Genomic DNA, 24358 nt, shown 5'->3' with positions numbered 1-24358 from the left:
GCAGCGGTTAGGTCGTGGGCGCGCTGGCCCCATTGACAGCATTGGCTGCCTTAGCCACAAGCTCCGGATCCTGCCAGTCGAGCCAAGTGATTCGTGGATCGGCCCGGAACCATGTCAGCTGGCGCCGCGCAAATTGCCTGGTTGCCACGATGGTTTCCTCGGCGGCGGCATCCGCAGTCATCCCGCCGTCCAGGACCTTCAGGAATTGGGCGTATCCTAAAGCGCGCGAAGCTGTCTTGCCGCTCCTCAAACCGACGGCGTCGAGTCGTTCGACTTCCTGTTGGAGTCCTGCATCTACCATCCGATGCACCCTCAGTCCCAGACGTTCCCGCAGTTGCTCCCGATCGACCTCGAGACCGATCTGAAGTGCTGGCTGGAAATACTCGCGCTGTGGCATGAACGAGCTGAAAGGGCGGCCAGTGAGACCGTGCACTTCCAATGCCCGGATCACTCGTCGTGCGTCTCCAAGGCGGGCAGCCGAGACGGGATCGACTTCCTCGAGGCGGGCCCGCAACGGCGCAAGCCCTTTGGTTTCGCATTCTTCTTCCAGCTGCCTGCGGAGCACGGGATCGGTACCCGGGAATTCCAGCACATCCAGTGCCGCCCGCACATATAGCCCGGATCCGCCCACAAGGATGGCGCGCTTTCCCCGTGAATGGATATCATGGATGGCCGCGCGGCATTCATTTTGGAAGTCGGCCACACTGGCTTCCTGCGTGACGTCCATGGTGTCCAACAAATGGTGTGGCACACCTCTGCGCTCTTCCACTGTGATCTTGGCAGTTCCAATATCCATGCCACGGTAGAACTGCAAGGCGTCGGCGTTGATCACCTCGCCGTTCAGGGCCAGAGCGAGGTTGACGCCCAGATCCGACTTACCGGAACCTGTGGGACCAACAACGGCGATGACAGGCTGGCGGGGTTCCGAACTGGCAAACGACATGCTGTCCTGGCTCACGGGCCTAGGCGCGGCGAACCGGCAAGGCCGGCATGCCCAACGCCACGCCCGTCTTGCCTGACGCCGATCCTGCAGCCGGGACGCCGCACGAATCAGCCTGCGAGCGATCCCAGGCATCGCCTGCACGGGAGCGGCGCAAGAGGTAATCCTCTGTTGTTGCCGGGTCAGCTACAAGATGGAAGGCAGCGGCCTCGGTAATGGTCACGGTGACGAAGTCACCCGGCCGCGGGGTCTCAGCTCCGACCGGCACGGAGAAGTGCACCAGCCTTTGGTCCTTCGAACGGCCGGACAACCGGTGTGTTTCGCCGGCTTTCCGCCCTGACTGCGCTGTAACCAGGACTTCAACTTTCCGCCTCAGCTGCTTGGCGTTCTCTTCTGCGGCAATACGGTCCTGTAGGGCCGTGAGGCGTTCGTAGCGCTCCTGCACCACGGCCTTGGGGAGTTGCTCTGGAAGGTCTGCAGCCGGCGTGCCGGGCCGCTTGGAGTACTGGAACGTGAAGGCGGAGGCAAACCGCGACTTCTCCACGACATCCAAGGTCGCTTGGAAGTCTTCTTCGGTTTCACCGGGGAACCCGACGATGATGTCGGTAGTGATGGCAGCATGCGGGATGCGTTCCCGCACTTTGTCCAGAATTCCCAGGAATTTGCTGGAACGGTACGAACGGCGCATGTCTTTCAGTACCTTGTCCGAGCCGGACTGCAGTGGCATATGCAACTGGGGCATGGCGTTGTGTGTTTCGGCCATGGCGTCAATGACATCATCCGTGAATGCGGCCGGGTGGGGGCTGGTGAAACGAACACGTTCCAGGCCTTCGATTTCACCGCATGCGCGGAGGAGTTTGGAGAACGCCTGGCGGTCACCAAATTCCACACCGTAGGAATTCACATTCTGGCCAAGCAACGTGACTTCCACAGCCCCGTCATCCACGAGAGCCTGAATTTCCGCCAGAATCTCGCCGGGACGCCGGTCTTTCTCCTTGCCACGAAGCGAGGGCACGATGCAGAACGTGCAGGTGTTGTTGCAACCCACGGAGATTGACACCCAACCTGCATACACCGAGTCTCGCTTGGTGGGGAGCGTTGACGGGAACACATCCAAGGATTCGAGAATCTCGAGTTGCGCCTCATTGTTGTGCCGGGCGCGGTTCAGCAGGGCCGGCAGCGCTCCCACGTTGTGCGTTCCAAACACGGCGTCCACCCACGGCGCCTTCTTCACAATGGTTTCCCGGTCCTTCTGGGCCAGGCAGCCACCAACAGCAATCTGCATTCCGGGGTTTGCTTCCTTGACCTGCCGAAGCTGGCCAAGGTTTCCATAGAGTTTGTTGTCTGCGTTCTCCCGGACAGCGCATGTGTTGAAGACCACGACGTCGGCCACTTCACCTTCAGCGGCCACATAACCGGCTTCTTCGAGGAGTCCCGCCATGCGCTCTGAATCATGGACGTTCATCTGGCAGCCGAAAGTACGAACCTGATAGGTCCTGGGCTCGGCAGAAGGAGTGGCGGCAGCTGTTGGGGAGGGAATGGTCAAACTCACTACTCAAGGGTACCGGCTTCTGCCAAAACCTCACCGACGATCCTGAACGCCATGGAGGGGGCGTACCCCTTGCGGGCCAACATTGATGCAAGCCGGCGCGTGTACTTGTCCCGCTCTGCCCGATCTGACAGATCCATGCTGGGCCGCAGTTTGCGCTGAACGAGCTCCCGGGCAGCCGATTCCTCGTCCTGGTCGCTGAGTTGCGACAGGGCTTCCTCTGCCGCATCCAGCTCTATGCCTTTGTCTGCCAGTTCCCGACGAATGGCGCCTTTGGCAAGCTTCTTGCTCTGCGAACGGCTGCGGACCCACATCCTGGCGAACTCAGCATCATCGATCAACTGAACTTCTTCGAAGCGGTCCAGAACTGCCTCCGCCACGTGCTCGGGAACGTTCCGTTCAGCGAGTTTCCGGGACAGTTGCAGCCGGCTCCGCGGCGCCATCGTCAACTGCCTCAGGACGATGGCACGCGCCACGGATTCGGGATCAGGTTCGGGATCGGCCGCAACGGAAGAATCCGGCTCCGGCCCTCTCCTAGCCGTCAACGGCCTTCAGCTTCGGGGAATCTTCTTCAGTCTTTACAACGCCCACGCCAAGCTTTTCCTTGATGAGGCGCTCCAGTTCCTGGGCGAGCTCAGGGTTGTCACGCAGGAATCGACGCGAGTTCTCCATGCCCTGGCCCAGCTGATCGCCGTCATACGTGAACCACGAGCCCGACTTCTTGATGATGCCGTGCTCCACACCCATGTCAATGATGCCTCCCTCACGGGAGATGCCCTGACCGTAGATGATGTCGAACTCGGCGATCTTGAACGGCGGAGCCATCTTGTTCTTGACGATCTTTGCCTTGGTGCGGTTACCGACGGAGTCAGCACCCTCCTTGAGGGTCTGGATGCGTCGAACGTCGATTCGCACTGAGGCGTAGAACTTCAAGGCCTTGCCACCGGTGGTTGTTTCCGGGGATCCAAAGAACACACCGATCTTTTCACGCAACTGGTTGATGAAAATGGCGGTGGTCTTGGTTTGACTCAGGCGGCCCGTGATCTTACGCAGGGCCTGGCTCATGAGTCGAGCCTGGAGGCCAACGTGGGAATCGCCCATTTCGCCTTCGATTTCGGCACGGGGTACCAAGGCAGCTACGGAGTCAATGACCACGATGTCCAGCGAGCCGGAGCCCACCAGCATGTCCATGATCTCCAATGCCTGCTCACCGGTGTCCGGCTGGGAAACCAAGAGTGCATCCGTGTCCACGCCAAGCTTGGCGGCGTAGTCCGGGTCAAGTGCATGCTCGGCGTCAATGAACGCTGCGATGCCACCTGCGCGCTGTGCGTTGGCAACAGCATGAAGGGCCACGGTGGTCTTACCCGAGGATTCCGGACCATAGATTTCCACCACGCGCCCCCGGGGCAGGCCGCCAATGCCAAGGGCGACATCCAATGCAATGGAGCCTGTCGGAATGACCTCAATCGGGGCGCGGGTGTCATCACCCAGGCGCATGATGGAGCCTTTGCCGAACTGCTTGTCGATCTGGGCAAGCGCTGCTTCGAGCGCCTTTTCACGATCCGGGGTTGCCGCCATGGTTCACACCTCTGATGCTTTCTCGCTGTGGAGTGGCCCGAAAGGCCGCTTTCCTGTCATGTCTGACGCTATTACGGTGCTCTGACATTTTTAGTAGCCGGCACCGGCTATGTGGATAACCCGGGCTGCCGGAAGCTCTGGAATGCGTCTTTCGAGATCAATTTTCCTCTCACAGGAGCATATCCCCATCCGAACAGATATTCGAACAATGTTCCGGCGTGTCCCACCTCGGACGGCAGTCCGCATCGCATGCCGGAGTTCAGTTGGAAGCCGGCTTGATGTCCTTGCCCAGCCTGCGTTCGGGGGGAACGTCCTGGACCTCGCACACGGCCAACCAGACTTCGCGGGGTTGGTGGCCGGAGGCCAAAGCCTCTACGGCAGTTCGCCCGCCAACGCCGGCGAGTACCAGGGAGTTGGCCAGGACCCGGGAGTAGCCTGCCCCGAATTCGTCGTCCATTAATCGCCAAAAGTCACTTGCCCTCACGGATAGAGTCTCTCATGGCGCCGGACTCTAGAATGGTTGCCATGAGCAATCCTCTCCAGAGCACGCCAAGTCCGGCCGTGCCAGGCGACGCCGCGGACGACGCCCTCCAGCAGGTGGAACACCAGCTGAGCCTGCTCTGGCGCCGCGCCCGTTCCATCTCGCATCAGTTGTCACGCCAGGTACATCCGGACATGGAACCGGCCGCCTATGGGCTCCTCACGGTCATCCGCAGGGAAGGTCCCATCCGACTCACCGACCTCGCCACCTGCATCGGAGTGGGCAAGCCTTCCGTGAGCCGCCAGATTGCCTTCCTGGAAAGCATCGGCCTCGTCTACAAGGAAGCCGATCCCCAGGACGGCAGGGCGCAGTCCATCCGTTTGACGGAAAAGGGCGAAGAGAAGATGCACCAGGTTCAAGATGCCCGCAGGCAGGTCTTCCGTGAACGGCTCGGCGAATGGCCCCTCGAGGATGTCCAGACACTTGCTGACTACATGGGCCGCCTCAACGCCATTTACGGGGACGGCGTGCTTAACGTGAAGGAACCGGAGATCGACGTCGAGGACAAGCCCGCAGGCGTTTGAGCAGCACCCGCCGCAACCGACACCCCAAATTCAACGAAAAAGGTCCCCAGCCTGAGGCTGGGGACCTTTTCCATGGTTTTGCTGGAACGCTTACCGGGCTCCGGAGAGCATTCCTTGCGGGAAATCATCCGTGAGGTCCAGATCGCGACCGTAACGCTGGGAGAATTCCTGCGGAACGGTGTCCGGAACTGCAACACCTTCTGCGACGGCCACGCGATCGCTGACTTCGCGAAGCATGTGGGACAACGGAACATCCAGGGCTGTGCAGATAGAGGACAGGAGCTCGGAAGAAGCCTCCTTCTGGCCGCGTTCAACTTCACTCAAGTAACCAAGTGAGACGCGGGCGCTGTGCGAAACCTCGCGGAGGGTACGGCCCTGACGCTGGCGGACATCGCGCAGTACATCACCGATCTCGTGGCGTAGTACAACCATTTTGCGCTCCTTCTGTTCGCTCTGTGCCTGATCAGCCAAGCCCACATCCTTCCAGCGGACAACGCCGTTCACGGATACGGGCTGCTTTACCATCTGTATCGCCTTGCTCCCTCATTCATCCGGTTCGCTGGCTGGCGGACCGGGTTGGTTTTTACATCCTAGGCGCCCCGGCTCTTCCGAAGCGACACAATGACACAACTATTGGCAATCAGTTTTTGTTCCCGACTACTTTACGAACGGTAACCAACGTCACTCAGTGCAGCAAGCAGACGCGCCAAGGCGGCCTCACAGGCCTGCTCCCTGATGGACTGCCTGTCCCCCGAAAAACTGTACTCAAACGATTCGGTTCCGGATCTGCCGGCTATTCCGATGAACACGGTTCCTACTGCTTTGCCGTCGTGGGGCTCGGGTCCCGCCACACCCGTGGTGGAAATCCCGAGATCGGCGCCGCAGACGCGCCGGGCGCCGTCGGCCATTGCCTCGGCCACCTGCCCGTCCACTGAGCCGGCGTCCGCAAGTAGTTCCTGCGGAACTCCCAGCACACCGGCCTTCACTGAGTTCTGGTAGGCAATCACGCCGCCTTGCAGCATCCCTGATGCTCCCGGTGTGTTGGCCAGCGTTGCCGCCACCATCCCGGCTGTCAGTGACTCGGCTGTAGCCACAGTGAGCTTGTTACCGATGGCAATAGCGACTGCCGCCGTCGCCGTTTGCGCGGCGGCGGAAGCGCCGTCATTCAGCGTCATGCACGCCGCCCGGCCGCGCGAAGCTTCAGCGCTTGGATGACATATTCGACGCCGGTCCACAAGGTGATGGCCAGCGCCACCATCATCACCCAGAAGGCGACGTCGCCCAGCCAGGGAACGATCGCCTTCAGCGGCAGGATGTAGAGGAATATGGCTACGGTCTGGATTACTGTCTTCAGCTTGCCACCGCGGGAAGCCGGCATGACGCCGTACTTGATAACGACGAACCGAAGAGCGGTAATCCCCCACTCCCGCACCAGGATGAGGATGGTGACCCACCAGGGCAACTCTCCCAGGATGGATAGGAGAACCAGCGCGGAACCGATAAGCAGCTTGTCGGCGATGGGATCGGCAATCTTGCCGAAATTGGTGATCAGGCCCCGCGCCCTGGCGATGTCGCCGTCGAGCTTGTCCGTATAGATGGCCACCGCGAAGGCGACAACAGCCGCCCAGCGCCAGATCCCGTACTCGCCGTCGTCGGCCACAAGGAACCATACGAAGAACGGAACCAGGACGATGCGGAGCATCGTCAGGATGTTGGGCAGGTTCCAGACGTCGGAGCTGCTGGAAGTCGCGTTATCACCCTCGGCTGTAGTCACCCCACAAGGCTACCTTCTTTAGGCTACCTTCCCGTGAGCGACCAGGCGTCTTCTCCGCCCTCTTCGTCGTCGTTCGGGCCGTCCGCGCCGTCGTAGTATTCGATGGCTTGCGTCCGGTTGTCCAGGTCCGCCTGGACAAGGTCTTCGGCATAACCTCCGACGGCGATGTTCGAGTTCGCGTTGTCGCTCAGGGCCGCAGTGTGCGCGTCGGGCGCCGCGGGTGACTCCTGCCCCTTCATCGCGGCAAGCACCGCACCGAGGTCATCGGGCTTGACCAGGACGTCGCGCGCCTTGGAGCCCTCCGAAGGACCAACAACGCCACGGGACTCGAGGAGGTCCATAAGGCGGCCGGCCTTGGCGAATCCCACACGAAGCTTTCGCTGGAGCATGGACGTTGAGCCGAACTGCGTGGTCACCACAAGCTCTGTTGCCTGGAGCAGGACCTCGAGGTCGTCCCCAATGTCGTCGTCGATCTGCTTCTTGGGTGCCTCGGCAGCGACGTCGTCGCGGTAGACGGCCTGCAGCTGTCCCTTGACGTGCTCCACGACCTTATGGATCTCGGATTCGGTAACCCAGGCACCTTGGACACGCATGGCCTTGGAAGCACCCATCGGAAGGAACAGGGCGTCACCCTGTCCAATGAGCTTTTCAGCGCCAGGCTGGTCCAGCACAACACGGGAGTCAGTTACGGAAGACGTAGCAAACGCCATACGGGACGGGACGTTCGCCTTGATCAGACCGGTCACAACGTCCACGGACGGGCGCTGCGTTGCAAGTACCAGGTGGATACCGGCGGCACGTGCCAGCTGGGTGATGCGGACAATCGAGTCTTCAACATCCCGCGGGGCCACCATCATGAGATCGGCGAGCTCGTCAACGATCACCAGCAGGTACGGGTATGGCTTCATGACGCGCTTGGAATCCAACGGCGGGACAACCTTGCCTGCCCTGACCGCTTTGTTGAAGTCGTCGATGTGCTTATAGCCGTAGTTTGCGAGGTCGTCGTAGCGGGCATCCATCTCGCGAACCACCCATTGCAAGGCTTCGGCGGCCTTCTTGGGGTTGGTGATGATGGGCGTAATGAGGTGCGGTACGCCCTCGTAAGCCGTGAGTTCCACGCGTTTGGGGTCCACCATGACCATGCGCACTTCATCCGGTGTGGCGCGCATGAGGATGGAGGTGATCATGGAGTTCACGAAGCTCGACTTACCAGCACCGGTGGCACCGGCGACGAGCAAGTGGGGCATCTTGGCGAGGTTGGCCACCACGTAGCCACCCTCAACGTCCTTGCCGACACCCATGACCATGGGGTGGTCGGTCCGGCGTGCGTTCTGGCTGCGCAGCACATCGCCCAGCGACACGGTCTCGCGGTCTGTGTTGGGAATCTCGATGCCGATGGCGGACTTGCCGGGAATCGGGCTCAGGATGCGGACATCACTGGACGCCACGGCGTAAGAGATGTTCTTGGACAGGGCGGTGACGCGCTCCACCTTGGTACCCGGAGACAACTCGATCTCATAGCGGGTCACAGTGGGACCGCGGCTGAAGCCCGTCACAGCTGCCTCGACGTTGAACTGCGTGAGGGTGTCCGTCAGTGCGGCGACGACGGCGTCGTTGGCTTCCGTGCGCTCCTTCGGAATGGATCCGGGCGTCAGGTAGTCCGATGCCGGCAGGGTGTAGGTGACATCGCCTGCCAGGGACAGTTGCTCCGTGCGCTGCGGGATGGGTGTCTGTGGGAGGGGCGCCCCTGCGGGCTTCGCCGGAACGTGGACTACGGGAGCCGCGGGTTCGGTCATCTCCGGAGTAAGGATCGGAATGGCTTCGGTGGGGTTCTCGATCCCAGGCGTGGCGCCCAGGCCTTGGGCGGCCTTGATCTTCCCGACGGCGATCTCTGCCTGCGTTGGACGACGTACACCCGGCGGAACGCGCGGTGCGGACGCACCTGGAGTTTCGTCGTCGTCGACTATTGCATGCTCGAAGGCCTCGTCCCCGACGTAACCCTCCAAGCTCGTATCTGTTTCCTCATCCTTGCCAAAGAAGCGCATACGCTTCTTCTTCCTGGGCTTGGCGGCAGCGTCGTTTTCATACAGGTAGCTGCGGTCGTGGGCGTCCTTGCCGGACTCGTCCATAAGGTCAACGCCCATAAGGTGTTCATAGGCACCCCTGATCCGGGACGGAATGGCACCAAACGGCGTGGCCGTGACGATCAACACGGACACGAACGCCAACAGCCCATAGAGGACTACGGGAACAGCCACGTGGATTGCAGCCAGAGGTGCGGCTGCGAGGAAGCCCAGCATTCCACCGGCCTTGCGCAGGCCGTCGAAGCCTTCTGCAACGGTGGGGAGGCCACCAATGACATGGGCCAGGCCCGAACCGGCCAGGGTCATGATCATGAAGCCGATGCCTACGCGGTTGTTCCCACGGCCGTCCTGTGGCTTTCGGAAAAGCCGGAAAGCACAGACGAACAGCATGAAGGGCAGGATCAGGGACATCCAACCGAACGTGCCGTTGACCACGCTGTAAACCATGTCCGGGAGCCACCCGGTAAGACCCCACCAGGCGAAGGTGGCGATCGCGATGCCCAACACCAAATTGAACAGGGCTGCACCATCCCGGCGATCGTCGGGGTGGAGATCGCTGACGTCATAACCGATTCGCCGGACCCCGGCGCCTACCACATGGCCGATCCCCTGCCAGAAACCTGAGAGCATCCGCAGCGGCAGCGGAGCCTGGGGCTCGACGGCGGCCGTTTGCTTGGTACGGGCAGTGCTGCCACGACCGCTCTTGGTCGCGGCTGCGCTGCTTTTCGAAGCAGCTCCGCTGGTTTTGGATGCGGCTGTGCTCCGGCCTGTGCCGCCGGATTTACTGCTGGAGCTGCCTCGTGGCGTGGAGGTAGTACGGGTCGCCATAAGTGCCACGCTACCCCAAGGGGGCCCGAAATCCGCGGATTTCAGGCCCCCTTGGGCATGCATGTTGCTGGCTGGCTACGCTTCCAGGACTACCGGGATGATCATGGGACGGCGGCGAAGCTTGCGGTTCACCCACGTGCCGATAATCCTGCGGACCACCTGCTGCAACTGGTGGTTGGTGTGATCAGTGTGGTTAAGAACAGCTTCTTCGAGCGCGGCGTTGATCTTGGGAATGATCTCGTCAAAGACGGAGTCATCCTCGGCCACACCACGGGCGTGGATCTCCGGGCCGGACACGATCTTGCCGGTGGTGCGGCTGATGACCGTAATGACGGAAATGAAGCCCTCATCCCCCAGGACGCGACGATCCTTGAGGTCGGCATCGGTGATTTCGCCCACGCTGGAACCGTCGACGTAGACGAAACCGACTTCCACCTGGCCGACGACATTCGCTTTGTGGTCCTTGAGGTCGATAACTGTGCCGTTGTCGCTCAGGATGATGCCCTCGGACGGAACGCCCGATTCGAGCGCGATGTTGCCATTGGCAATCAGATGGCGGGTTTCGCCGTGGACGGGCATCGCGTTCAGGGGCTCGAGGATGTTGTAGCAATAGAGCAGTTCACCGGCCGCTGCGTGCCCGGACACGTGAACCTTTGCAGTGCCCTTGTGGATCACATCGGCACCGAGCTTGAGCAGGCCGTTGATGATACGGAAAACGGCGTTCTCGTTGCCCGGGATGAGGCTGGAGGCAAGGATCACCGTATCGCCCTTGCCCACGATCACACGGTGGTCACCGTTGGCCATGCGGGAAAGTGCAGCCATTGGCTCACCCTGCGAACCGGTGGACATGAGGACCACGCGGTCATCAGGCATGTTATCGATGTTCTTGATATCCACCAGGATGCCTTCGGGGACATCGAGGTATCCGAGCTTGGCTGCGATGGCCATGTTGCGGACCATGGAACGGCCTACGAATGCCACCTTGCGGCCATGCTTGGCTGCCGCATCCAGAACCTGCTGGACGCGGTGCACGTGTGACGAGAAGGAAGCCACGATGATGCGCTTCCGAGCCTGTCCGAACAATCGGTCCAAGGTGGGGCCGATTTCCTTCTCGGCAGTGGTGAAGCCCGGTACGTCCGCGTTGGTGGAGTCTGCCATGAACAGGTCCACGCCTTCTTCACCCAAGCGGGCGAAGTGCCGGAGGTCCGTGATACGGCCGTCAAGCGGCAGCTGATCCATCTTGAAGTCGCCTGTGTGAAGGACATTTCCACCCTCTGTGCGGATGAAGACGGCCAGCGCATCCGGAATGGAATGGTTGACGGCAACGAACTCGCACTCGAAAGGGCCGAACTGCTCCACCTGCCCCTCCGTCACTGTCAGCGTGTACGGCTTGATCCGGTGTTCCTGAAGCTTGGCTTCCACCAGGGCAAGGGTCAGCTGGGATCCGATCAGGGGAATGTCAGCCTTAAGGCGCAGGAGGTAGGGAACAGCGCCAATGTGGTCCTCGTGGCCGTGGGTCAACACGACGCCAACGATGTCCTGCAGGCGGTCCTCAATGTAGGAGAAATCAGGCAGGATCAAGTCAACGCCGGGCTGGGTCTCCTCGGGGAAGAGCACGCCACAGTCAACCACCAGCAGTTTGCCGTCGATTTCGAAGACCGCCATGTTGCGGCCAATCTCTCCCAGTCCACCGAGCGGGACAATCCGCAGCGTGCCTTTCGGCAGTTTCGGCGGAGTAACCAGTCCGGGAAGGGCGGTTTGGGTCATGTTTTGCTACTTTCCGGCGGAACCGTCCTGGACGTCGAAGTCCATTCCGGCTTCTGCCAAATCCCCGCGGATGATTTCGATCTCGGCCGCGTCCGGCTCCACGAGGGGCAAACGGACAACCGAGTTGGGCAGGACTCCCTGCCACTTGAGAATCTGCTTGGCGGCTACAGCGCCTTGGACCCGCGTCATGGTTGCGCGAATGACGGGTTCCAGTTCAAAGTTGATGGCCCTTGCCTTGGTGAGGTCGCTGGCGTTGACGGCATCGATAAGCTCACGGAAGCGGCGTGTTGCGACGTGGGTGGTAACGCCCACCAGGCCGACGGCGCCCAGCGCCATCCACTGCAGCGTCAATCCGTCATCACCGGAGTAGAAGAGCAGGTCCGTCTCAGCCATGACCCGCGTTGCGGCAGCGAAGTCCGCTTTGGCGTCCTTGACGGCCACGATGTTCTGGTGTTTCGCAAGCGCAATCATGGTCTCGGGAGCGATCGCAATGGAGGAACGGCCCGGAATGTCGTAGAGCATAACGGGCAGGTCCGTGGCCGACGCAATCGTCTCGAAGTGCGCGCGAACGCCTGCCTGGCTGGGCTTGTTGTAGTACGGGGTGACGATCAGCAGACCATCGACGCCCAGTTCTGCCGCACGCTGTGAGAGGTGCACGGAGTGGGCGGTGTCGTTAGTGCCGGTCCCGGCGATGATGGCAGCTTTGCCGCCAACGGCCTCTTTGACAGCCCGGAACATACCGAGGTTCTCATCGTCCGTGAGGGTTGAGGTCTCTCCAGTGGTACCGGTGACCACGAGTCCATCGCAACCGTCCTGAACGAGCTTTTCCGCCAGGGCTGCAGCCTGGTCATAGTCCACCTTGCCGTCCTCAGTGAACGGGGTGACCATGGCGGTCAGCAGGGTACCAAGGGCGGGAACGGGGGCGCGCAAGTCAGACATACGAAAAACGTTACCCTGTGAGAGGCGTGTTGGAAGAATGGGTCCCGCGTGATGGTCCTCATTCACCGGCGGTGGACCTCACCCTGCCATCCTATTCGGCGGATATCACGCGGGTTTCGGTGCCGTCGCGGGCTCCTCCGCACAGTAGCGCGCCACAGCCCGGTCCTTGAGTTGCTCCGCCCACGCCACCAGACGCTGCGAGGCCCGGACGTATTCGAAGAGTTCAAGGGGCGTCAACGATCCCAGGTCCGTCTCGGATAACCGGCGGGCCAGCTCGGCTCCCGGAGTCTGCTCAGCCAGGGCGGTACCTTCGCGGCGCCACTGGGTGTCTTCCGGAGGCTCGCCGGCCACGAGCTGACTGAACAGGAAATCGACGACGCCGGGGCTCATCGCTTTCATGGGTCCTTGAAGGCCTTCCGGCGGCTTTGGAACATCGTTCATGCGGCAATGCTATTCGAACATATATTCGAATTCAAGGGGTTTGTGTCACATCACAGATGCCGCACAGAGCCTTATGAGACGATCGCTGCATGACTTCGCAAGAGACGGCCCCGATGCGAAAAGCACCCGGCGGCCGACCGATCTCCTCCCGGCTTACCGGGATAGATGCTGCCAGGGGTGCGGCATTGTTGGGAATGATGGCCACTCACGTGATGCCGACGTTCGGACCTTCCCCACAATGGGAGCCAACGTTTGTGGGGCTGATGTTCTCAGGCCGATCCGCCGCCCTTTTCGCCGTGCTTGCCGGTATTGGGCTGGCGCTAAGCACAGGCAAGCAGGAGCCCAGGAACGGCACCGAACTGTGGGCGGCACGAGGTGGTGTTGCCATGCGCGCCTTGGTGATCGCCGTCGTCGGGCTCATGCTGGGCGGCCTGGATGTGAACATCGCCATCATCCTGGTTCACTACGCCGTCCTGTTCCTGTGCATCCTGCCGTTCCTTGGACTCCGACTCAAGGCGCTCTGCTGTTGGGCGCTTGGCTGGGTCCTGCTGTCCCCGTTGTTGGCGTATCTGGTACGGCCTCTACTACTGGAAGCGAACCCTCCCTTGACATTGGGTCACAACCCCAACTGGGAGGATTTCGGGACGCCTGGACGCCTCGTCGCCGACCTCTTCTTCACCGGGTATTACCCCGTCTTCCAGTGGATCTCGTACCTGCTGATCGGATTGGTGATCGGACGGTTGGCGCTGACGACGGCGAGGATTCAGGTTCTGTTGCTCACTTGCGGAATAGCGGTGGCCGGCTTGGCAAAGGTCGTCGGGATCCTGGCCATGGAGGCGTGGGGCGGGCGGGCTGCATTGTCAGCCCTCCCGGTCACCAGGGGCTACCCCTTGGAGAGCATGCTTGAAGTCAATGTCACCGGCCTGGAACAGACCGGTTCCTGGTGGTGGCTGGCGACGGCAGCCCCGCATGCCGGGACCAGCCTGGACCTGCTGCATAGTGGTGGCGTGGCTGCGGCCGTGGTCGGCTTGTTCCTGCTGCTCGGCACCCTGGCGGAGCGGATCAAGGTCAACTTCCTGATCCTGCTGAGCGGGCCCGGGGCCATGACGTTGAGCCTCTACTCAGCCCATGTCTGGGTAGTGTCCGGGTTCACCAACCAGCCGTTGCCCCCCGGGTGGACGGACGAAGGCATGTACTGGGCCCAAGCACTCACTGCGGTTGTCATTGGCGTCTGTTTCGCCGTTCTCCGACGCCGTGGACCACTGGAATGGGTCGCCCACACCGCATCAAGCCTGGGCAGTCACCGGCCCGCTGCAGTGGGTTGAGAGCGGAAAAGCTTCACGGCATCGCGCATGGAGGCACGGGCACGTTTGCGGTCGCCTGAGGCATCGTAGGCGCAGCTCAGGCGGAACCAGGAGCGCCAGTCCTCCGGAGCGGCCTCGGCCTCTGCCCGGTACTTCTCAAACTCGGCGTCAGCGGCAGCCCGGACTATTCGCCCGCCCGGAGTGCGCGGAAGGTCATCAACCGGCAAGCCGCCCTCGGCCTCCAGGACCTTGGCCATCTGCTCGGTACGGGCACCAAAAAGCAGCTCACGGATGAGTGCCCAGGCTCCAACCACGGGCAGGACCAGGTAGGCCGCACCGATCCCCTTGGCTACCAGGTTGGGGTCGGCGAGCAAGAGGAACGAGCGCTGCACGGAAACCACCAGGTAAAGCACCAACAGCAGGGTGATGGCTCCTACCCAGATTTTGGTGCGGTTCTTCTTCAAGGAAGTCCAGAAATTCCCCATGGTCCTAGAGCCCCAAGTCCAAGTAGCCGTCCAGACCCACGGTGAGGCCTGGGTTGGCTGCAACTTTCCGAAGCCCCAGCAGGACGCCGGGCATGAAAGAGGCGCGGTCGAACGAATCATGGCGCAGCGTCAGCTGCTCGCCTGGACCGCCAAAAAGCACCTCCTGATGAGCCACCAGGCCACGGAGGCGAACGCTGTGGACACGAACCCCGTCCACGTCGCAGCCCCGGGCACCGTCCAACGATGTTTCCGTGGCGTCCGGGCTCGCCGGGACGCCGGCTTCCTGACGCGCTTCGGCGATCAGCTGTGCCGTCCGCACTGCGGTGCCGGATGGAGCATCCACTTTGTTGGGGTGGTGCAGTTCGATGATCTCCACGGACTCGAAATATTGCGACGCCTTCGCAGCGAACGCGGACGCAAGAACCGATCCAAGGGCGAAGTTCGGGGCGATCAAGACGCCAGTGTCCGGCTTCTGCTCCAAGAGGCTCCGCAAGGAATCAAGGCGGTGGGCATCCCAACCAGTGGTACCTACAACGGCGTGGATGCCATGCTCCACGGCGAACCGGACGTTGGTCTCCGTGATGTCGGGAACGGTCAGGTCGACAACGTACTGCGCACCGGCGTCGAGCAGTTTCTCCAGGGAATCGCCGCGGCCGAGAGCGGCTACGAGCGTCATGTCGTCGGCTGCGTCAACAGCCTTAACGGCTTCAATTCCCATACGCCCGTGGGCGCCCAGCACTGCAACAGCAAGTTGTTCGGTCATGCCGTTAACCCTACCGCCGGGCCGGAGCCCGGCAGGAACCGTTACTCCTGCCTACTCCCCTGCTCCAACCCACTCCACGGTGCCGTCAGTGAAGAACTGTTCCTTCCAAATGGGGACTTGCTCCTTGACGCGGTCCACGAGCTCAGCGCACACAGCGAACGCCTGGCCGCGGTGCGCAGCAGCCACAGCACATACCAGCGCGGGGTCACCGATCTCCAGCATGCCGATCCGGTGGGCAGCCCAGATCCGAACGGGCTGCGCAGCTTCACCGGAGTGCTCGGAGACCAACTGCGCAACGACATCTGACATCACCTGGTGTGCCGTGGGATGCGCGCTGTAGCTTAGGCGGTCCACCGCCTTACCGCCGTCGTGATTTCGAACAACGCCGCTGAAGCTGACCACTGCCCCGGCGGTATCGGATTCGACCGCCCTGATGGCTTGGTCCACGGAAATGGGTTCGGCGCTAAGGACAGCGCTGACCACCTCAAAGTTTGTTTCAGTGCCCATGGCTTCCTTCCAATTGCTCGCAGAGGTGCCCGATCACAGGGTCCAGGACAGCTAACCCGTCCATGACGCCCTTCGGGGATCCGGGCAGGTTGATGACGAACGTCTTCCCCGCTGCCCCGGCGTGGCCACGGCTCAGCATGGCCATGGGGGTTTTGGCGGCGCCGGCACGCCGGATTCCCTCCATGATGCCCGGAATCTCACGTTCAAGCAGCGGCAGCGTCATTTCGGGTGTGCGGTCATCCGGACTAAGACCCGTTCCACCGCTGGTGATGACCACTGCGGGTTCCTGCGTCAGGAGGGCCCTCAGGGCAGCACCAACCGGCTCACCGTCCGGCACCACCATGGTGGGGAAGGTATCGAAGCCGTGCTCGCTGAGCCAGTCGAGAATAACCGGACCCGTTTCGTCGGCATACACGCCTGCGGCTGCACGGGTGGATGCTATGACGACGCCGGCCTTCCGCGGAGCGTTCGGCTCGCACGCGCTCATGCGCCGGTCCCCTCTACGGTTGATTCTTTGGAAATGTCCCAGTCGCCGCTTTTGCCGCCGCTCTTAGCCAGCACGCGGATATCGGTCAGCACTGCGTGCTTGTCCACGGCTTTGATCATGTCGTAGACGCTCAAGGCCGCTACGGAAGCCGCCGTCAGTGCTTCCATCTCAACGCCGGTCACACCCCGGGTTTTGACGGTGGCCAGAATTTCAACCGAGTCAGTGCCCAGCTCGAAGTCCACTGTGACCTTGGAGATCGGCAACGGATGGCACAGCGGAATCAGCTCAGGAGTCTTCTTCGCCGCCATGATCCCTGCAACGCGAGCCACGGCGAGCGCATCGCCCTTGGGCAATTCGCCGGCACCAAGGAGGGCCAGTACGTTGGGGGTGCTGCGGACAGTGGCTGTAGCAGTTGCAACACGGGTAGTGACTGCTTTTTCGGAGACATCCACCATCTGTGCAGTGCCGTCCTGCCTGAGGTGGGTCAGTCCGCCGGAGTGTTCTGTAGTCGCGGGAGTTTGCTTCACAGCATCCATACTTCCACTTCGTCTCCGTCGGTGAGTTCCGTGACGTCGCCGGGTATCTGAACCAGGGCGTTCGCCCGGGCCAAGGCATGGACGAGGTGCGAACCCGCACCACCTTCCATCCGGACCGTTCCGTCCGCGTCCACGGTCCCCCGACGGACCTGGTGTTTGCCTTCCGGCGAGGCCAGGGGTTCGGCCAAGCGGGCCTTCAGCACCGGCCTCGGTGCGGGCGTTCCCAGTACCTGAGAAAGGGCCGGCCTGAGAAACATCTCAAATGACACCAGGCAGCTGACCGGATTTCCCGGAAAGCCAAGGAACGGAACACCATCAAAAGTGCCCAATCCCTGCGGTCCTCCTGGCTGCATGGCCACCGGAAGGAAATCCACCGGCTGGTTCGCCATGGCTTGCCGGACCACTTCATAGGCTCCCTTGCTCACTCCCCCGGTGGTAACAATGACATCGACGCGGCTATCCGCTTGCGCGGTGTGACGGCGGAGCACCGCCAGCAGCCTGGAGGGGTCGTCATCGGATATTCCAGTGCGGACCACGTCCAGGCCGGCCTGTCGCATGGAGGCTTCGAGCAGTGTTCCGTTGGAATCGAAAATCTTGCCGGTCGTGAGTTCTTCCCCCGGTTCCACTACCTCGTCCCCGGTGGTGACCAGCAGGACGCACCAAGGTTCGCGGACTTCGACGGTTGTCAGCCCCAACGCCGCCAAAAGCCCCAACTGCGCGGGTCCCATCCGGGTACCGGCAGGCAGCGCCAGTGTGCCTTTCCTGATGTCGCTGCCGCTGTCCCGCACGTAGGTGCCGGGAGCGACCGGAGGCAGTTCCACGACAGCCTCCACTGCGGCAGGGTCCGGAAAAGTGTTTGGCGTCGCCTTTTCAATGGGCACGACGGCGTCGGCTCCGTCGGGGATCATGGCCCCGGTCATGATGGGGGCGGCAAAGCCGGGCTTCAGTGCTTCCGGCGCGGCGCCTGCCGGAACCGGCTCCGCTACCTGGAGCTCCGCACCGCCGTCGGGAATATCTGCTGAGCGGACGGCGAAACCGTCCATTTGGGAATTGGCGAACGGGGGCAAGGAGAGCGGCGCGTAGACATCGACGGCGAGCGCTTTACCAAGCGCCTCCAGCAGTGGCAGGGTGATGTTGCCCTTGCCCGCAGAAACGTCGGTGAGCAGTTCCACCACTGCCTGGCGGTGGACTGCAACAGATCTGGGCACGGACATCCTCCTGGGTGGACACGCTGGCTTCCGGGAAATTCTCCGGACGTACCCAGACTAGGGCCTCAGCCCACCTTGACGTTGATGGTGTGATAGCCCGTGGCGCCATCGGGAGCTACTGGTGCCTTGTCTTCAGTTTGCGGTTCACCCTTGGAATCGGTGGCCCGGACCTGCACTTCGTACTCACCTGGCGTCAGGTCGATGCCGCATTGCCACTGGTACCAAGTGTCGGTGGAGATCGCGCCGGCCAGCGTAGCCTGCTGCCATGGTCCGCGATTGACGCGAAGCTCTACGCCGTTGATGCCCCTGTGCTGGGCCCACGCCACGCCGCCGAATTGGACCCTGCCTGCTTGGACGCTTCGGCCGTTGCGGGGGACATCGATGCGCGATTGCGTCTTGATGGGTCCGTGATCGCTCCAACCCCGAGTCGTCCAGTACGCGGTGTCGTCGGAAAAACGTGTGACTTTCAGTTCGGTTAACCATTTGGTGGCAGAAACAAAACCATAGAGTCCCGGCACAATCATCCGCACCGGGAAGCCATGTTCCAGCGGAAGTGGTTCACCGTTCATGCCGACGGCCAGGAGCGCATCACGGTCGTCGGTGAGGGCCTCCAAGGGAGTGCTGGCCGTCCAGCCGTCGTTACTGGTGGACAGGACCATGTCAGCACCGGCTTTGGGCCCTGCCATTGCCAATAGTTCCCTCACGGGCCAACCCAGCCATAGGGCGTTGCCGATGAGGTCACCACCGACGTTGTTGGACACGCAGGCGATAGTGACATGGCGTTCTGTCATGGGCTTGGCGAGGAGGGTAGCAAAGTCGATTTCAACCTCGCGTTCCACCATTCCGGTGACCCTCAGTTTCCAAGCAGGGGGGTCGATGGCCGGGACGGTCAATGCTGTGTCGATCCTATAGAAATCGGCATTTGGTGTAACCAAAGGGCTGATGCCATCCACGGACAGGGACGCGCCGGCCGGGATGGTTTGCAGCGGTGTGGCGGGTTCCGGGAGCGTCATGGAGCCCCGGAAGCCTGAAGCCACCTCTGTGGCCCGGGTAAGGACGGTGGTCACTGTTCCGGCTACGACGGCGGCAAGGGAAGTTCCAGCCAAGGCGTTCAGGAAGCTCCGCCGAGCCAGTGGCGCTTCCTCACGGCCGGGGGTTTCTTCCGACGGGGCCCAGGTTGCCAGCCGACGCAAGAGGTTTCGCAGCAGCACCATGGTGAGTACCGCGGCAACAATCGGCGCAAGCGCTGCCTGGGGACTGGCCTGGGCCCGGGTCACGACGGCAGTCAGCCCTGCGACACCCGCCAGTCCGGCGAGGGCCAGGCCCCAGCCATTGCGGCGACGCTCCAAGATACCGGCGAGCGCTGCAAGAATTCCTGCCACGCCCACGATGCAAGCTACTAACACGATCTTGTCTGCGGTTCCGAATAACTGCACTGCCAAGTCTTTGACCCCTGGCGGCACGGCGTCGATTACCGCTCCGCCAAGGGCCGTGACGGGCGAAACCAAAGGGCTCAAGAGGCCGGCGGTCAGTTCGCCTGCAGCGATCCCGGCTGCGCCGGCAGCCACACCCGCGGCAGCAGCCCACAGAGCAGGCTTACCCGTGAGGCGCCGCTGCTTGGTGGTACCGGGTGCGAGCGTGCTCATATCGTGCCTCCGAGGCGGTTGTCCATTGCGATGGGTTGATGGTCGGGAGGCATCGAAGACCCGGGTGGGGTTGCCCCGGCCGGAAGTGACAACGCAAAGCGACAGCCACCCTCGACGTTGTCCACTGTGACCGATCCGCCATGAGCTTTGACGATGCCGGCCACCATGCTGAGACCGATGCCGGCCCCGCTGTAGCTGCCCTGTAATGCTTCGCTGGTGCGGCGGGCGGGATCTTTCTGCCAGCCCGTTTCGAACAAGTGCGGGAGGTCCTCGTCCGGGATGCCGCCGCATTGGTCCTGGACGGCGATAACGGCATTTCCAGCGTTCTTCCCTTCAGGGCCGTCCCGTCCGACGCCGTCCCGTCCGACACTGATATGGACGTCGCTGCCTGGCTCGGTGTAGATGATGGCATTGAGGAGTATGTTCCGCACTGCCCGGGCGAGGCTTGGTCCGTCGGCGACGGCCATGCACTCACGTTCCCCGCCGCCGTCGAGCCTGATGCCGCGTTTAGCGGCCAGCGGCGCCAGGTCCGAAAGGGCATCGCTGACGAGGTCGTAGAGGTCCAAGGGTTCAGCGCGCAGGCGGAGGGTGCCGGCCTGGATCTTGGACAGTTCCGAGAGGTCGTTGACCATGGCCGTCATTTGTTCGGTCTGCCCGATGATCTTCCGGTAATAACCTTGCACATCTGATGCCATGCCGTCCTCGAGGGCTTCGGTCATGGCGCGCATGCTGGCCAGGGGTGTTCGGAGGTCATGGGAAATCCACGACACAAGCTCGCGTCGCGCAGTCTCCAGGGCGGCTTCGCGTTCCCGGGACTCGGCCAGGCTACGGCTGCTGGCCTCAAGTTCCTTGGCCAGTTCTGCGAGTTCGGACGTCATGGCCGGAGCGCTCCCCCGCCCCTGGCCCGCTGTGTGTTCCAGGGTTTCGCCTCGGCCCAGTCGCCGGGCGGCGTCAACCAAGTGGGCAGCGTTCCTGGAGACACCGGCACCCAGCATCAGGGACAGTGCAACGGCAACCGCCGAGGCAGTGGCCAGGATGTACCACATGACTTCGAGGTCCCTCGCGGAAATAAACATCGCATTGAAAGCACTGACCATGCCCGCCACCAGCACGGCGACAGTAGCCACAACCACCAAGCAGATCTGGGTGAGTACCGAGGCCCGGCGAAGCAGCCGGAGGAGCACCCATGTGGTGGCCCCGATGAGCAGGGCCCAGAACAGGACCCATGCGAGGATGGTCCACAGCTCACTGCCCTCCATGCTCACCTTCTTTATCGTCCAGGCTCTCAGGCCCGGCGGCATACCGCTTGCCGTCGAAGCGGTAGCCGACGCCCCATACGGTTTTCAGCAGCTCGGGTTTGGTGGGGTTGGCTTCGATCTTCTCCCGCAGGCGCCGGACGTGGACCGTGACCGTGGACAAATCGCCGAAGTCCCATCCCCACACGGCCTTGATCAGTTCTTCCCGGCTGAAGACCTGGTGGGGCCTTCGCATCAAAAAAGCCAGCAGGTCGAACTCGCGGACGGTCAGTGCCAGGGGAACTCCACCATGCGTGACTGTCCGGGAAGCGGGATCGAGCTCGAGACCTGCGGCTTCAACCCGCGGTTCCGGCGCGAATTCCTTGATGCTCCGGCGTAATACCGACTTCACCCGAAGGACCAGCTCCCGGGGAGAGAAGGGCTTGGTGACGTAGTCGTCAGCTCCCATCTCCAAGCCCAGAATCCGGTCGTCCTCGGTTCCCAGTGCCGTGACCATGATGACGGGCACGCTCATGCTTTGGCGGAGTCGGCGACACACCTCAACACCGTCCAGTCCCGGCAGCATCCGGTCCAGGATCACTAGATCAGGTTGTCGCGAGGCTGCCAGCTTGAGGGCGGTGAAGCCGTCCCCCGCCATGTCCACTTGGAATCCTGCTTTGAGCAGGTAATCGCGGACAACGTCGGCTATGGTCTGTTCATCCTCCACCAGGAGGATGCGACGATTCCCGGGCTCCGCTGATGATGCCGTATTAGTGGTCACGCTTTCAGCATAGGTTTGCGGACGTTGCGCAGCACCCGATCCGGGCCCTGAGGGCACAAGTGTATGGAATCCGTAAGAACTCAATGACTGTAATGGGTGTCACTGATCCAGCCGCGGTGGCGTAGCCTGAATTTATGAGTGTTCAGCTGGGCATGCCGGTACCCCCTTCGGGCGGTGCTGTGGGCAGCACGGAAAGCGGCGTGGCAGTTCCGCCCCCACGTCCCGCAGGTACGCCCGCCGGGCTGTGGGACCGCTATGGTCGGCGAGCGACGGATATGCGCCTGTCCCTGACGGACAAGTGCAATCTGCGCTGTACCTACTGCATGCCTGCCGAGGGGCTTGAATGGCTTTCGAAACAAGCCGTGATGACCAGGGACGAAATCGTCCGCATTGTCCGCGTGGGCGTCAATGCCCTGGGCGTTCGGGAGCTCCGGCTCACCGGCGGTGAGCCGTTGGTCCGCGCTGACTTGGTGGACATTATTGCCGGCATCCGGAACGACCACCCGGACCTCCCCATTTCCATGACCACCAACGGTGTAGGACTGGATAAGAAGGCCGCTGCGTTGAAAGCGGCGGGCCTCACCCGGATCAATGTCTCGCTCGACTCCCTCCATGAAGAGACATTTACCAAACTCACCCGACGCCCCTTCCTGGACCGCGTCCTGGCCGGCGTAGACGCCGCCTGGGCAGCCGGGTTGGGCCCGGTGAAACTGAATGCTGTGCTGATGCGCGGGATCAATGACGCGGAGTCACCGGACCTCCTGGCATGGGCTTTGGGCCGCGGCTACGAGCTTCGCTTCATCGAGCAGATGCCGCTGGACGCCGACCACGGGTGGACCCGGCGCAACATGATCACGGCCGCCGAGATTCGTGAACTGCTTTCCCGCGACTTCGTGCTGGACAACGACCCCCGTGAGCGGGATGGCGCGCCAGCCGAGCGCTTTGAAGTACGACGCCGGGACACGGCAACGGGCGTGGCTACGGGTCCGGTCCTCGGTACAGTGGGCATCATCGCCTCCGTCACTGAGCCGTTCTGTTCCGACTGCCGCCGTACCCGGATCACTGCTGAGGGCAAGATCATGAGCTGCCTTTTCTCCCGCGAAGAATTCGATCTCCTGGGCCTCCTCCGTGGGGGCGCCACGGATGACCAACTGGCATCGCGGTGGCAGGACGCCATGTGGGTCAAACCCAAAGCCCACGGCATGGATCACACAGGTCTCGGCGCAGCGGACTTCGTCCAGCCGGACCGCAGCATGAGCGCAATCGGAGGCTAAACCCTTGCTTGTCCGTTACTTCGCTGCCGCACGCGCGGCCGCCGGTGTGGAAGAAGAACTTCACGTCCTCCCGGAAGGCACCAGCCTGGAGGCGCTGCTGGAAGCTGCGCTCGCCGTCGAACGTCCACTGCCTCCCGAAGGCACCCCTCCGCTGGCCAGGATCGTGGCGCGCAGCAGTTTTCTCCGCAACGAGGTGGCTGTCCGGGATCGTGCGGCTCCCCTGGGAAGCGACGATATCATTGACGTCCTGCCCCCCTTCGCCGGGGGCTAGGCCAAGTACAGGCCCACCCACCAAAGACGGCCCGGGCATATCTTCTCCCGCAGCGCAGTCCTACTCTGGAAGCGTCATCAGGCAACGTCCGGGAAGGAACGCCATGTACACGCTCCAGATTGAGCACGGCATCAAAGATTTTGACATGTGGAAGGCAGCCTTCGACCGCGATCCTCTGGACAGGGCCGGTTCCGGTGTTCAACAGTTCCGTGTCAGCAGGCCAGCGGAAGACTCCGGGGTGGTTGTTGTGGAACTGGACTTCGACACGTTCGAAAAAGCCGAGGACATGCTTGTACGCTTACAGTCCACCGTATGGAATTCGACTGAACGCGCCCCCGCCCTCATCGGCGATCCGAAGACGCGCATCATGGAAACGGTTTACACCGGAAGCTATTAACCCGGATTACCGCCAGATCATGCCTTCCGGAACACACTTTTCAACAACGGGCTGAACTCGGCTGTTCCTTCGAGCCTCAAGTCAGCGGTGTGCACCAATACGCCGTCTTCGACGCGGAACGTATGCCTGGCTACGCCGTCGGCCGTTCTCCGGTCCAGGGTCAGCGTTCCTGCGTGCCATGTCCCGCGGACCGGGCTGGCTGGCGGCCGTCCCATGCTGTCCACGTAATACCACAGAGTGTCGCCGTGGTCCCGGTCAACCTTGAACATGCCGTGGCCTTCGAAGTGCGTGCCGTCGGCTTCGCGGTGCCTGTAGCTCTGGACCACGGCATAGCCGCCGGCGGCCTTGGTGAATACCGCTTCGGCCTCAGCTGTCCGCGCTGTTCCCCACGGTGACGCAGCAATCTCCGTAATGCCCCGCCAGTGACCGATGAAGTCCCGCAGCATCTCCGCAGCATGGCCGCTTGAGGGCAGATCCATCAGGTCTCCAATGTAGTCAG

At 62.3% G+C, this 24358-nt stretch carries 27 protein-coding genes; 5 read left to right on the top strand and 22 right to left on the bottom strand.

All coding sequences use genetic code 11. The features are described from left to right. Positions 1–7: 7 nt before the first annotated feature. From miaA to ACNAOT_RS08105, 5 genes are all read right to left on the bottom strand, one after another. Complete coding sequence (gene miaA, locus ACNAOT_RS08125) at positions 8–943, bottom strand: tRNA (adenosine(37)-N6)-dimethylallyltransferase MiaA (protein WP_420181139.1); 936 nt, start codon at positions 941–943, stop codon at positions 8–10. Positions 944–962: 19 nt separating this feature from the next. Further along, positions 963–2492 (bottom strand): tRNA (N6-isopentenyl adenosine(37)-C2)-methylthiotransferase MiaB, encoded by a 1530-nt coding sequence (gene miaB / locus ACNAOT_RS08120; RefSeq protein ID WP_420180678.1) that lies wholly within the window; start codon positions 2490–2492, stop codon positions 963–965. After that, positions 2492–3034, bottom strand: a complete 543-nt coding sequence (locus ACNAOT_RS08115) for a regulatory protein RecX (protein ID WP_091466491.1) — start codon at positions 3032–3034, stop codon at positions 2492–2494. The genes miaB and ACNAOT_RS08115 overlap by 1 nt, the downstream gene beginning before the upstream one ends. Further along, positions 3024–4067, bottom strand: a complete 1044-nt coding sequence (recA, locus tag ACNAOT_RS08110; RefSeq protein ID WP_011774305.1) for a recombinase RecA — start codon at positions 4065–4067, stop codon at positions 3024–3026. Before recA ends, ACNAOT_RS08115 begins: the two co-directional genes overlap by 11 nt. 259 nt (positions 4068–4326) lie before the next feature. Beyond that, the gene (locus tag ACNAOT_RS08105; RefSeq protein ID WP_420180677.1) at positions 4327–4551 is read right to left on the bottom strand and encodes a DUF3046 domain-containing protein; all 225 of its coding nucleotides are present in this window, start codon (positions 4549–4551) and stop codon (positions 4327–4329) included. 41 nt (positions 4552–4592) lie between these two features. Here ACNAOT_RS08105 and ACNAOT_RS08100 point away from each other — a divergent pair, with 41 nt between their 5' ends. Further along, a complete protein-coding gene (locus ACNAOT_RS08100; RefSeq protein WP_420180676.1) occupies positions 4593–5132 on the top strand; it encodes a MarR family winged helix-turn-helix transcriptional regulator in 540 nt (179 codons plus the stop codon). 90 nt (positions 5133–5222) lie between these two features. Here the strand turns inward: ACNAOT_RS08100 and ACNAOT_RS08095 are convergent, their stop codons facing one another. From ACNAOT_RS08095 to ACNAOT_RS08065, 7 genes are all read right to left on the bottom strand, one after another. Further along, positions 5223–5657 (bottom strand): helix-turn-helix domain-containing protein, encoded by a 435-nt coding sequence (locus ACNAOT_RS08095; protein WP_014921288.1) that lies wholly within the window; start codon positions 5655–5657, stop codon positions 5223–5225. Positions 5658–5794: 137 nt separating this feature from the next. After that, entirely contained in the window at positions 5795–6307 is a 513-nt protein-coding gene (locus ACNAOT_RS08090; protein ID WP_420180675.1) for a CinA family protein, read from the bottom strand. Next, a complete protein-coding gene (gene pgsA, locus ACNAOT_RS08085; protein ID WP_420180674.1) occupies positions 6304–6906 on the bottom strand; it encodes a CDP-diacylglycerol--glycerol-3-phosphate 3-phosphatidyltransferase in 603 nt (200 codons plus the stop codon). The genes ACNAOT_RS08090 and pgsA overlap by 4 nt, the downstream gene beginning before the upstream one ends. Positions 6907–6929: 23 nt before the next feature. Further along, positions 6930–9818: a DNA translocase FtsK gene (locus ACNAOT_RS08080; RefSeq protein ID WP_420180673.1), complete on the bottom strand. Its 2889-nt coding sequence runs from the start codon at positions 9816–9818 to the stop codon at positions 6930–6932. 75 nt (positions 9819–9893) lie between these two features. Then, positions 9894–11585, bottom strand: a complete 1692-nt coding sequence (locus tag ACNAOT_RS08075) for a ribonuclease J (protein ID WP_091466481.1) — start codon at positions 11583–11585, stop codon at positions 9894–9896. Between the two features lie 6 nt (positions 11586–11591). Further along, on the bottom strand, positions 11592–12524 hold the full coding sequence (dapA, locus tag ACNAOT_RS08070; protein WP_091466479.1) for a 4-hydroxy-tetrahydrodipicolinate synthase: 933 nt from the start codon (positions 12522–12524) through the stop codon (positions 11592–11594). Between the two features lie 105 nt (positions 12525–12629). Further along, complete coding sequence (locus ACNAOT_RS08065) at positions 12630–12965, bottom strand: hypothetical protein (RefSeq protein ID WP_420180672.1); 336 nt, start codon at positions 12963–12965, stop codon at positions 12630–12632. A gap of 89 nt (positions 12966–13054) precedes the next feature. Between ACNAOT_RS08065 and ACNAOT_RS08060 the strand changes: the two genes are divergently transcribed. Then, positions 13055–14290, top strand: a complete 1236-nt coding sequence (locus ACNAOT_RS08060; RefSeq protein ID WP_420180671.1) for a heparan-alpha-glucosaminide N-acetyltransferase domain-containing protein — start codon at positions 13055–13057, stop codon at positions 14288–14290. On the opposite strand, the gene ACNAOT_RS08055 is transcribed toward ACNAOT_RS08060, so the two are convergent. Genes ACNAOT_RS08055 through ACNAOT_RS08015 form a run of 9 tightly spaced genes read right to left on the bottom strand, consistent with a single transcriptional unit; the run spans position 14266 to position 21917 of the window. Beyond that, positions 14266–14754: a hypothetical protein gene (locus ACNAOT_RS08055; RefSeq protein ID WP_178996311.1), complete on the bottom strand. Its 489-nt coding sequence runs from the start codon at positions 14752–14754 to the stop codon at positions 14266–14268. The genes ACNAOT_RS08060 and ACNAOT_RS08055 overlap by 25 nt on opposite strands. A 4-nt stretch (positions 14755–14758) precedes the next feature. Further along, a complete protein-coding gene (gene dapB, locus ACNAOT_RS08050) occupies positions 14759–15517 on the bottom strand; it encodes a 4-hydroxy-tetrahydrodipicolinate reductase (protein ID WP_091466475.1) in 759 nt (252 codons plus the stop codon). Positions 15518–15568: 51 nt separating this feature from the next. Next, positions 15569–16024, bottom strand: a complete 456-nt coding sequence (locus ACNAOT_RS08045) for a molybdenum cofactor biosynthesis protein MoaE (RefSeq protein ID WP_364305542.1) — start codon at positions 16022–16024, stop codon at positions 15569–15571. Further along, the gene (locus tag ACNAOT_RS08040; protein ID WP_420180670.1) at positions 16014–16511 is read right to left on the bottom strand and encodes a MogA/MoaB family molybdenum cofactor biosynthesis protein; all 498 of its coding nucleotides are present in this window, start codon (positions 16509–16511) and stop codon (positions 16014–16016) included. The genes ACNAOT_RS08045 and ACNAOT_RS08040 overlap by 11 nt, the downstream gene beginning before the upstream one ends. Continuing rightward, entirely contained in the window at positions 16508–17047 is a 540-nt protein-coding gene (gene moaC / locus ACNAOT_RS08035) for a cyclic pyranopterin monophosphate synthase MoaC (protein WP_420180669.1), read from the bottom strand. Before moaC ends, ACNAOT_RS08040 begins: the two co-directional genes overlap by 4 nt. Then, a complete protein-coding gene (gene glp, locus ACNAOT_RS08030) occupies positions 17035–18261 on the bottom strand; it encodes a gephyrin-like molybdotransferase Glp (RefSeq protein WP_420180668.1) in 1227 nt (408 codons plus the stop codon). The genes moaC and glp overlap by 13 nt, the downstream gene beginning before the upstream one ends. A 59-nt stretch (positions 18262–18320) precedes the next feature. Continuing rightward, positions 18321–19901, bottom strand: a complete 1581-nt coding sequence (locus tag ACNAOT_RS08025; protein ID WP_420180667.1) for a molybdopterin-dependent oxidoreductase — start codon at positions 19899–19901, stop codon at positions 18321–18323. After that, the gene (locus ACNAOT_RS08020) at positions 19898–21160 is read right to left on the bottom strand and encodes a sensor histidine kinase (RefSeq protein WP_420180666.1); all 1263 of its coding nucleotides are present in this window, start codon (positions 21158–21160) and stop codon (positions 19898–19900) included. Before ACNAOT_RS08020 ends, ACNAOT_RS08025 begins: the two co-directional genes overlap by 4 nt. Then, positions 21147–21917: a response regulator transcription factor gene (locus ACNAOT_RS08015; protein ID WP_420180665.1), complete on the bottom strand. Its 771-nt coding sequence runs from the start codon at positions 21915–21917 to the stop codon at positions 21147–21149. Before ACNAOT_RS08015 ends, ACNAOT_RS08020 begins: the two co-directional genes overlap by 14 nt. A 134-nt stretch (positions 21918–22051) precedes the next feature. Here ACNAOT_RS08015 and moaA point away from each other — a divergent pair, with 134 nt between their 5' ends. From moaA to ACNAOT_RS08000, 3 genes are all read left to right on the top strand, one after another. Then, on the top strand, positions 22052–23191 hold the full coding sequence (gene moaA / locus ACNAOT_RS08010) for a GTP 3',8-cyclase MoaA (protein ID WP_178996327.1): 1140 nt from the start codon (positions 22052–22054) through the stop codon (positions 23189–23191). A gap of 4 nt (positions 23192–23195) precedes the next feature. Further along, positions 23196–23462: a MoaD/ThiS family protein gene (locus ACNAOT_RS08005; protein ID WP_017198026.1), complete on the top strand. Its 267-nt coding sequence runs from the start codon at positions 23196–23198 to the stop codon at positions 23460–23462. A 103-nt stretch (positions 23463–23565) separates the two neighbouring features. Further along, positions 23566–23859 (top strand): hypothetical protein, encoded by a 294-nt coding sequence (locus ACNAOT_RS08000; protein ID WP_420180664.1) that lies wholly within the window; start codon positions 23566–23568, stop codon positions 23857–23859. 17 nt (positions 23860–23876) lie between these two features. On the opposite strand, the gene ACNAOT_RS07995 is transcribed toward ACNAOT_RS08000, so the two are convergent. Beyond that, a complete protein-coding gene (locus tag ACNAOT_RS07995) occupies positions 23877–24338 on the bottom strand; it encodes a DUF1579 family protein (protein ID WP_420180663.1) in 462 nt (153 codons plus the stop codon). Between the last annotated feature and the right edge of the window lie 20 nt (positions 24339–24358).

Origin of the sequence: Paenarthrobacter sp. TA1.8, assembly GCF_048595705.1 — a bacterium.
Lineage (GTDB): Bacteria > Actinomycetota > Actinomycetes > Actinomycetales > Micrococcaceae > Arthrobacter > Arthrobacter nitroguajacolicus.
Note: the sequence above shows the minus strand (reverse complement) of the source record. Positions and strands in the feature narration are given on the sequence as shown.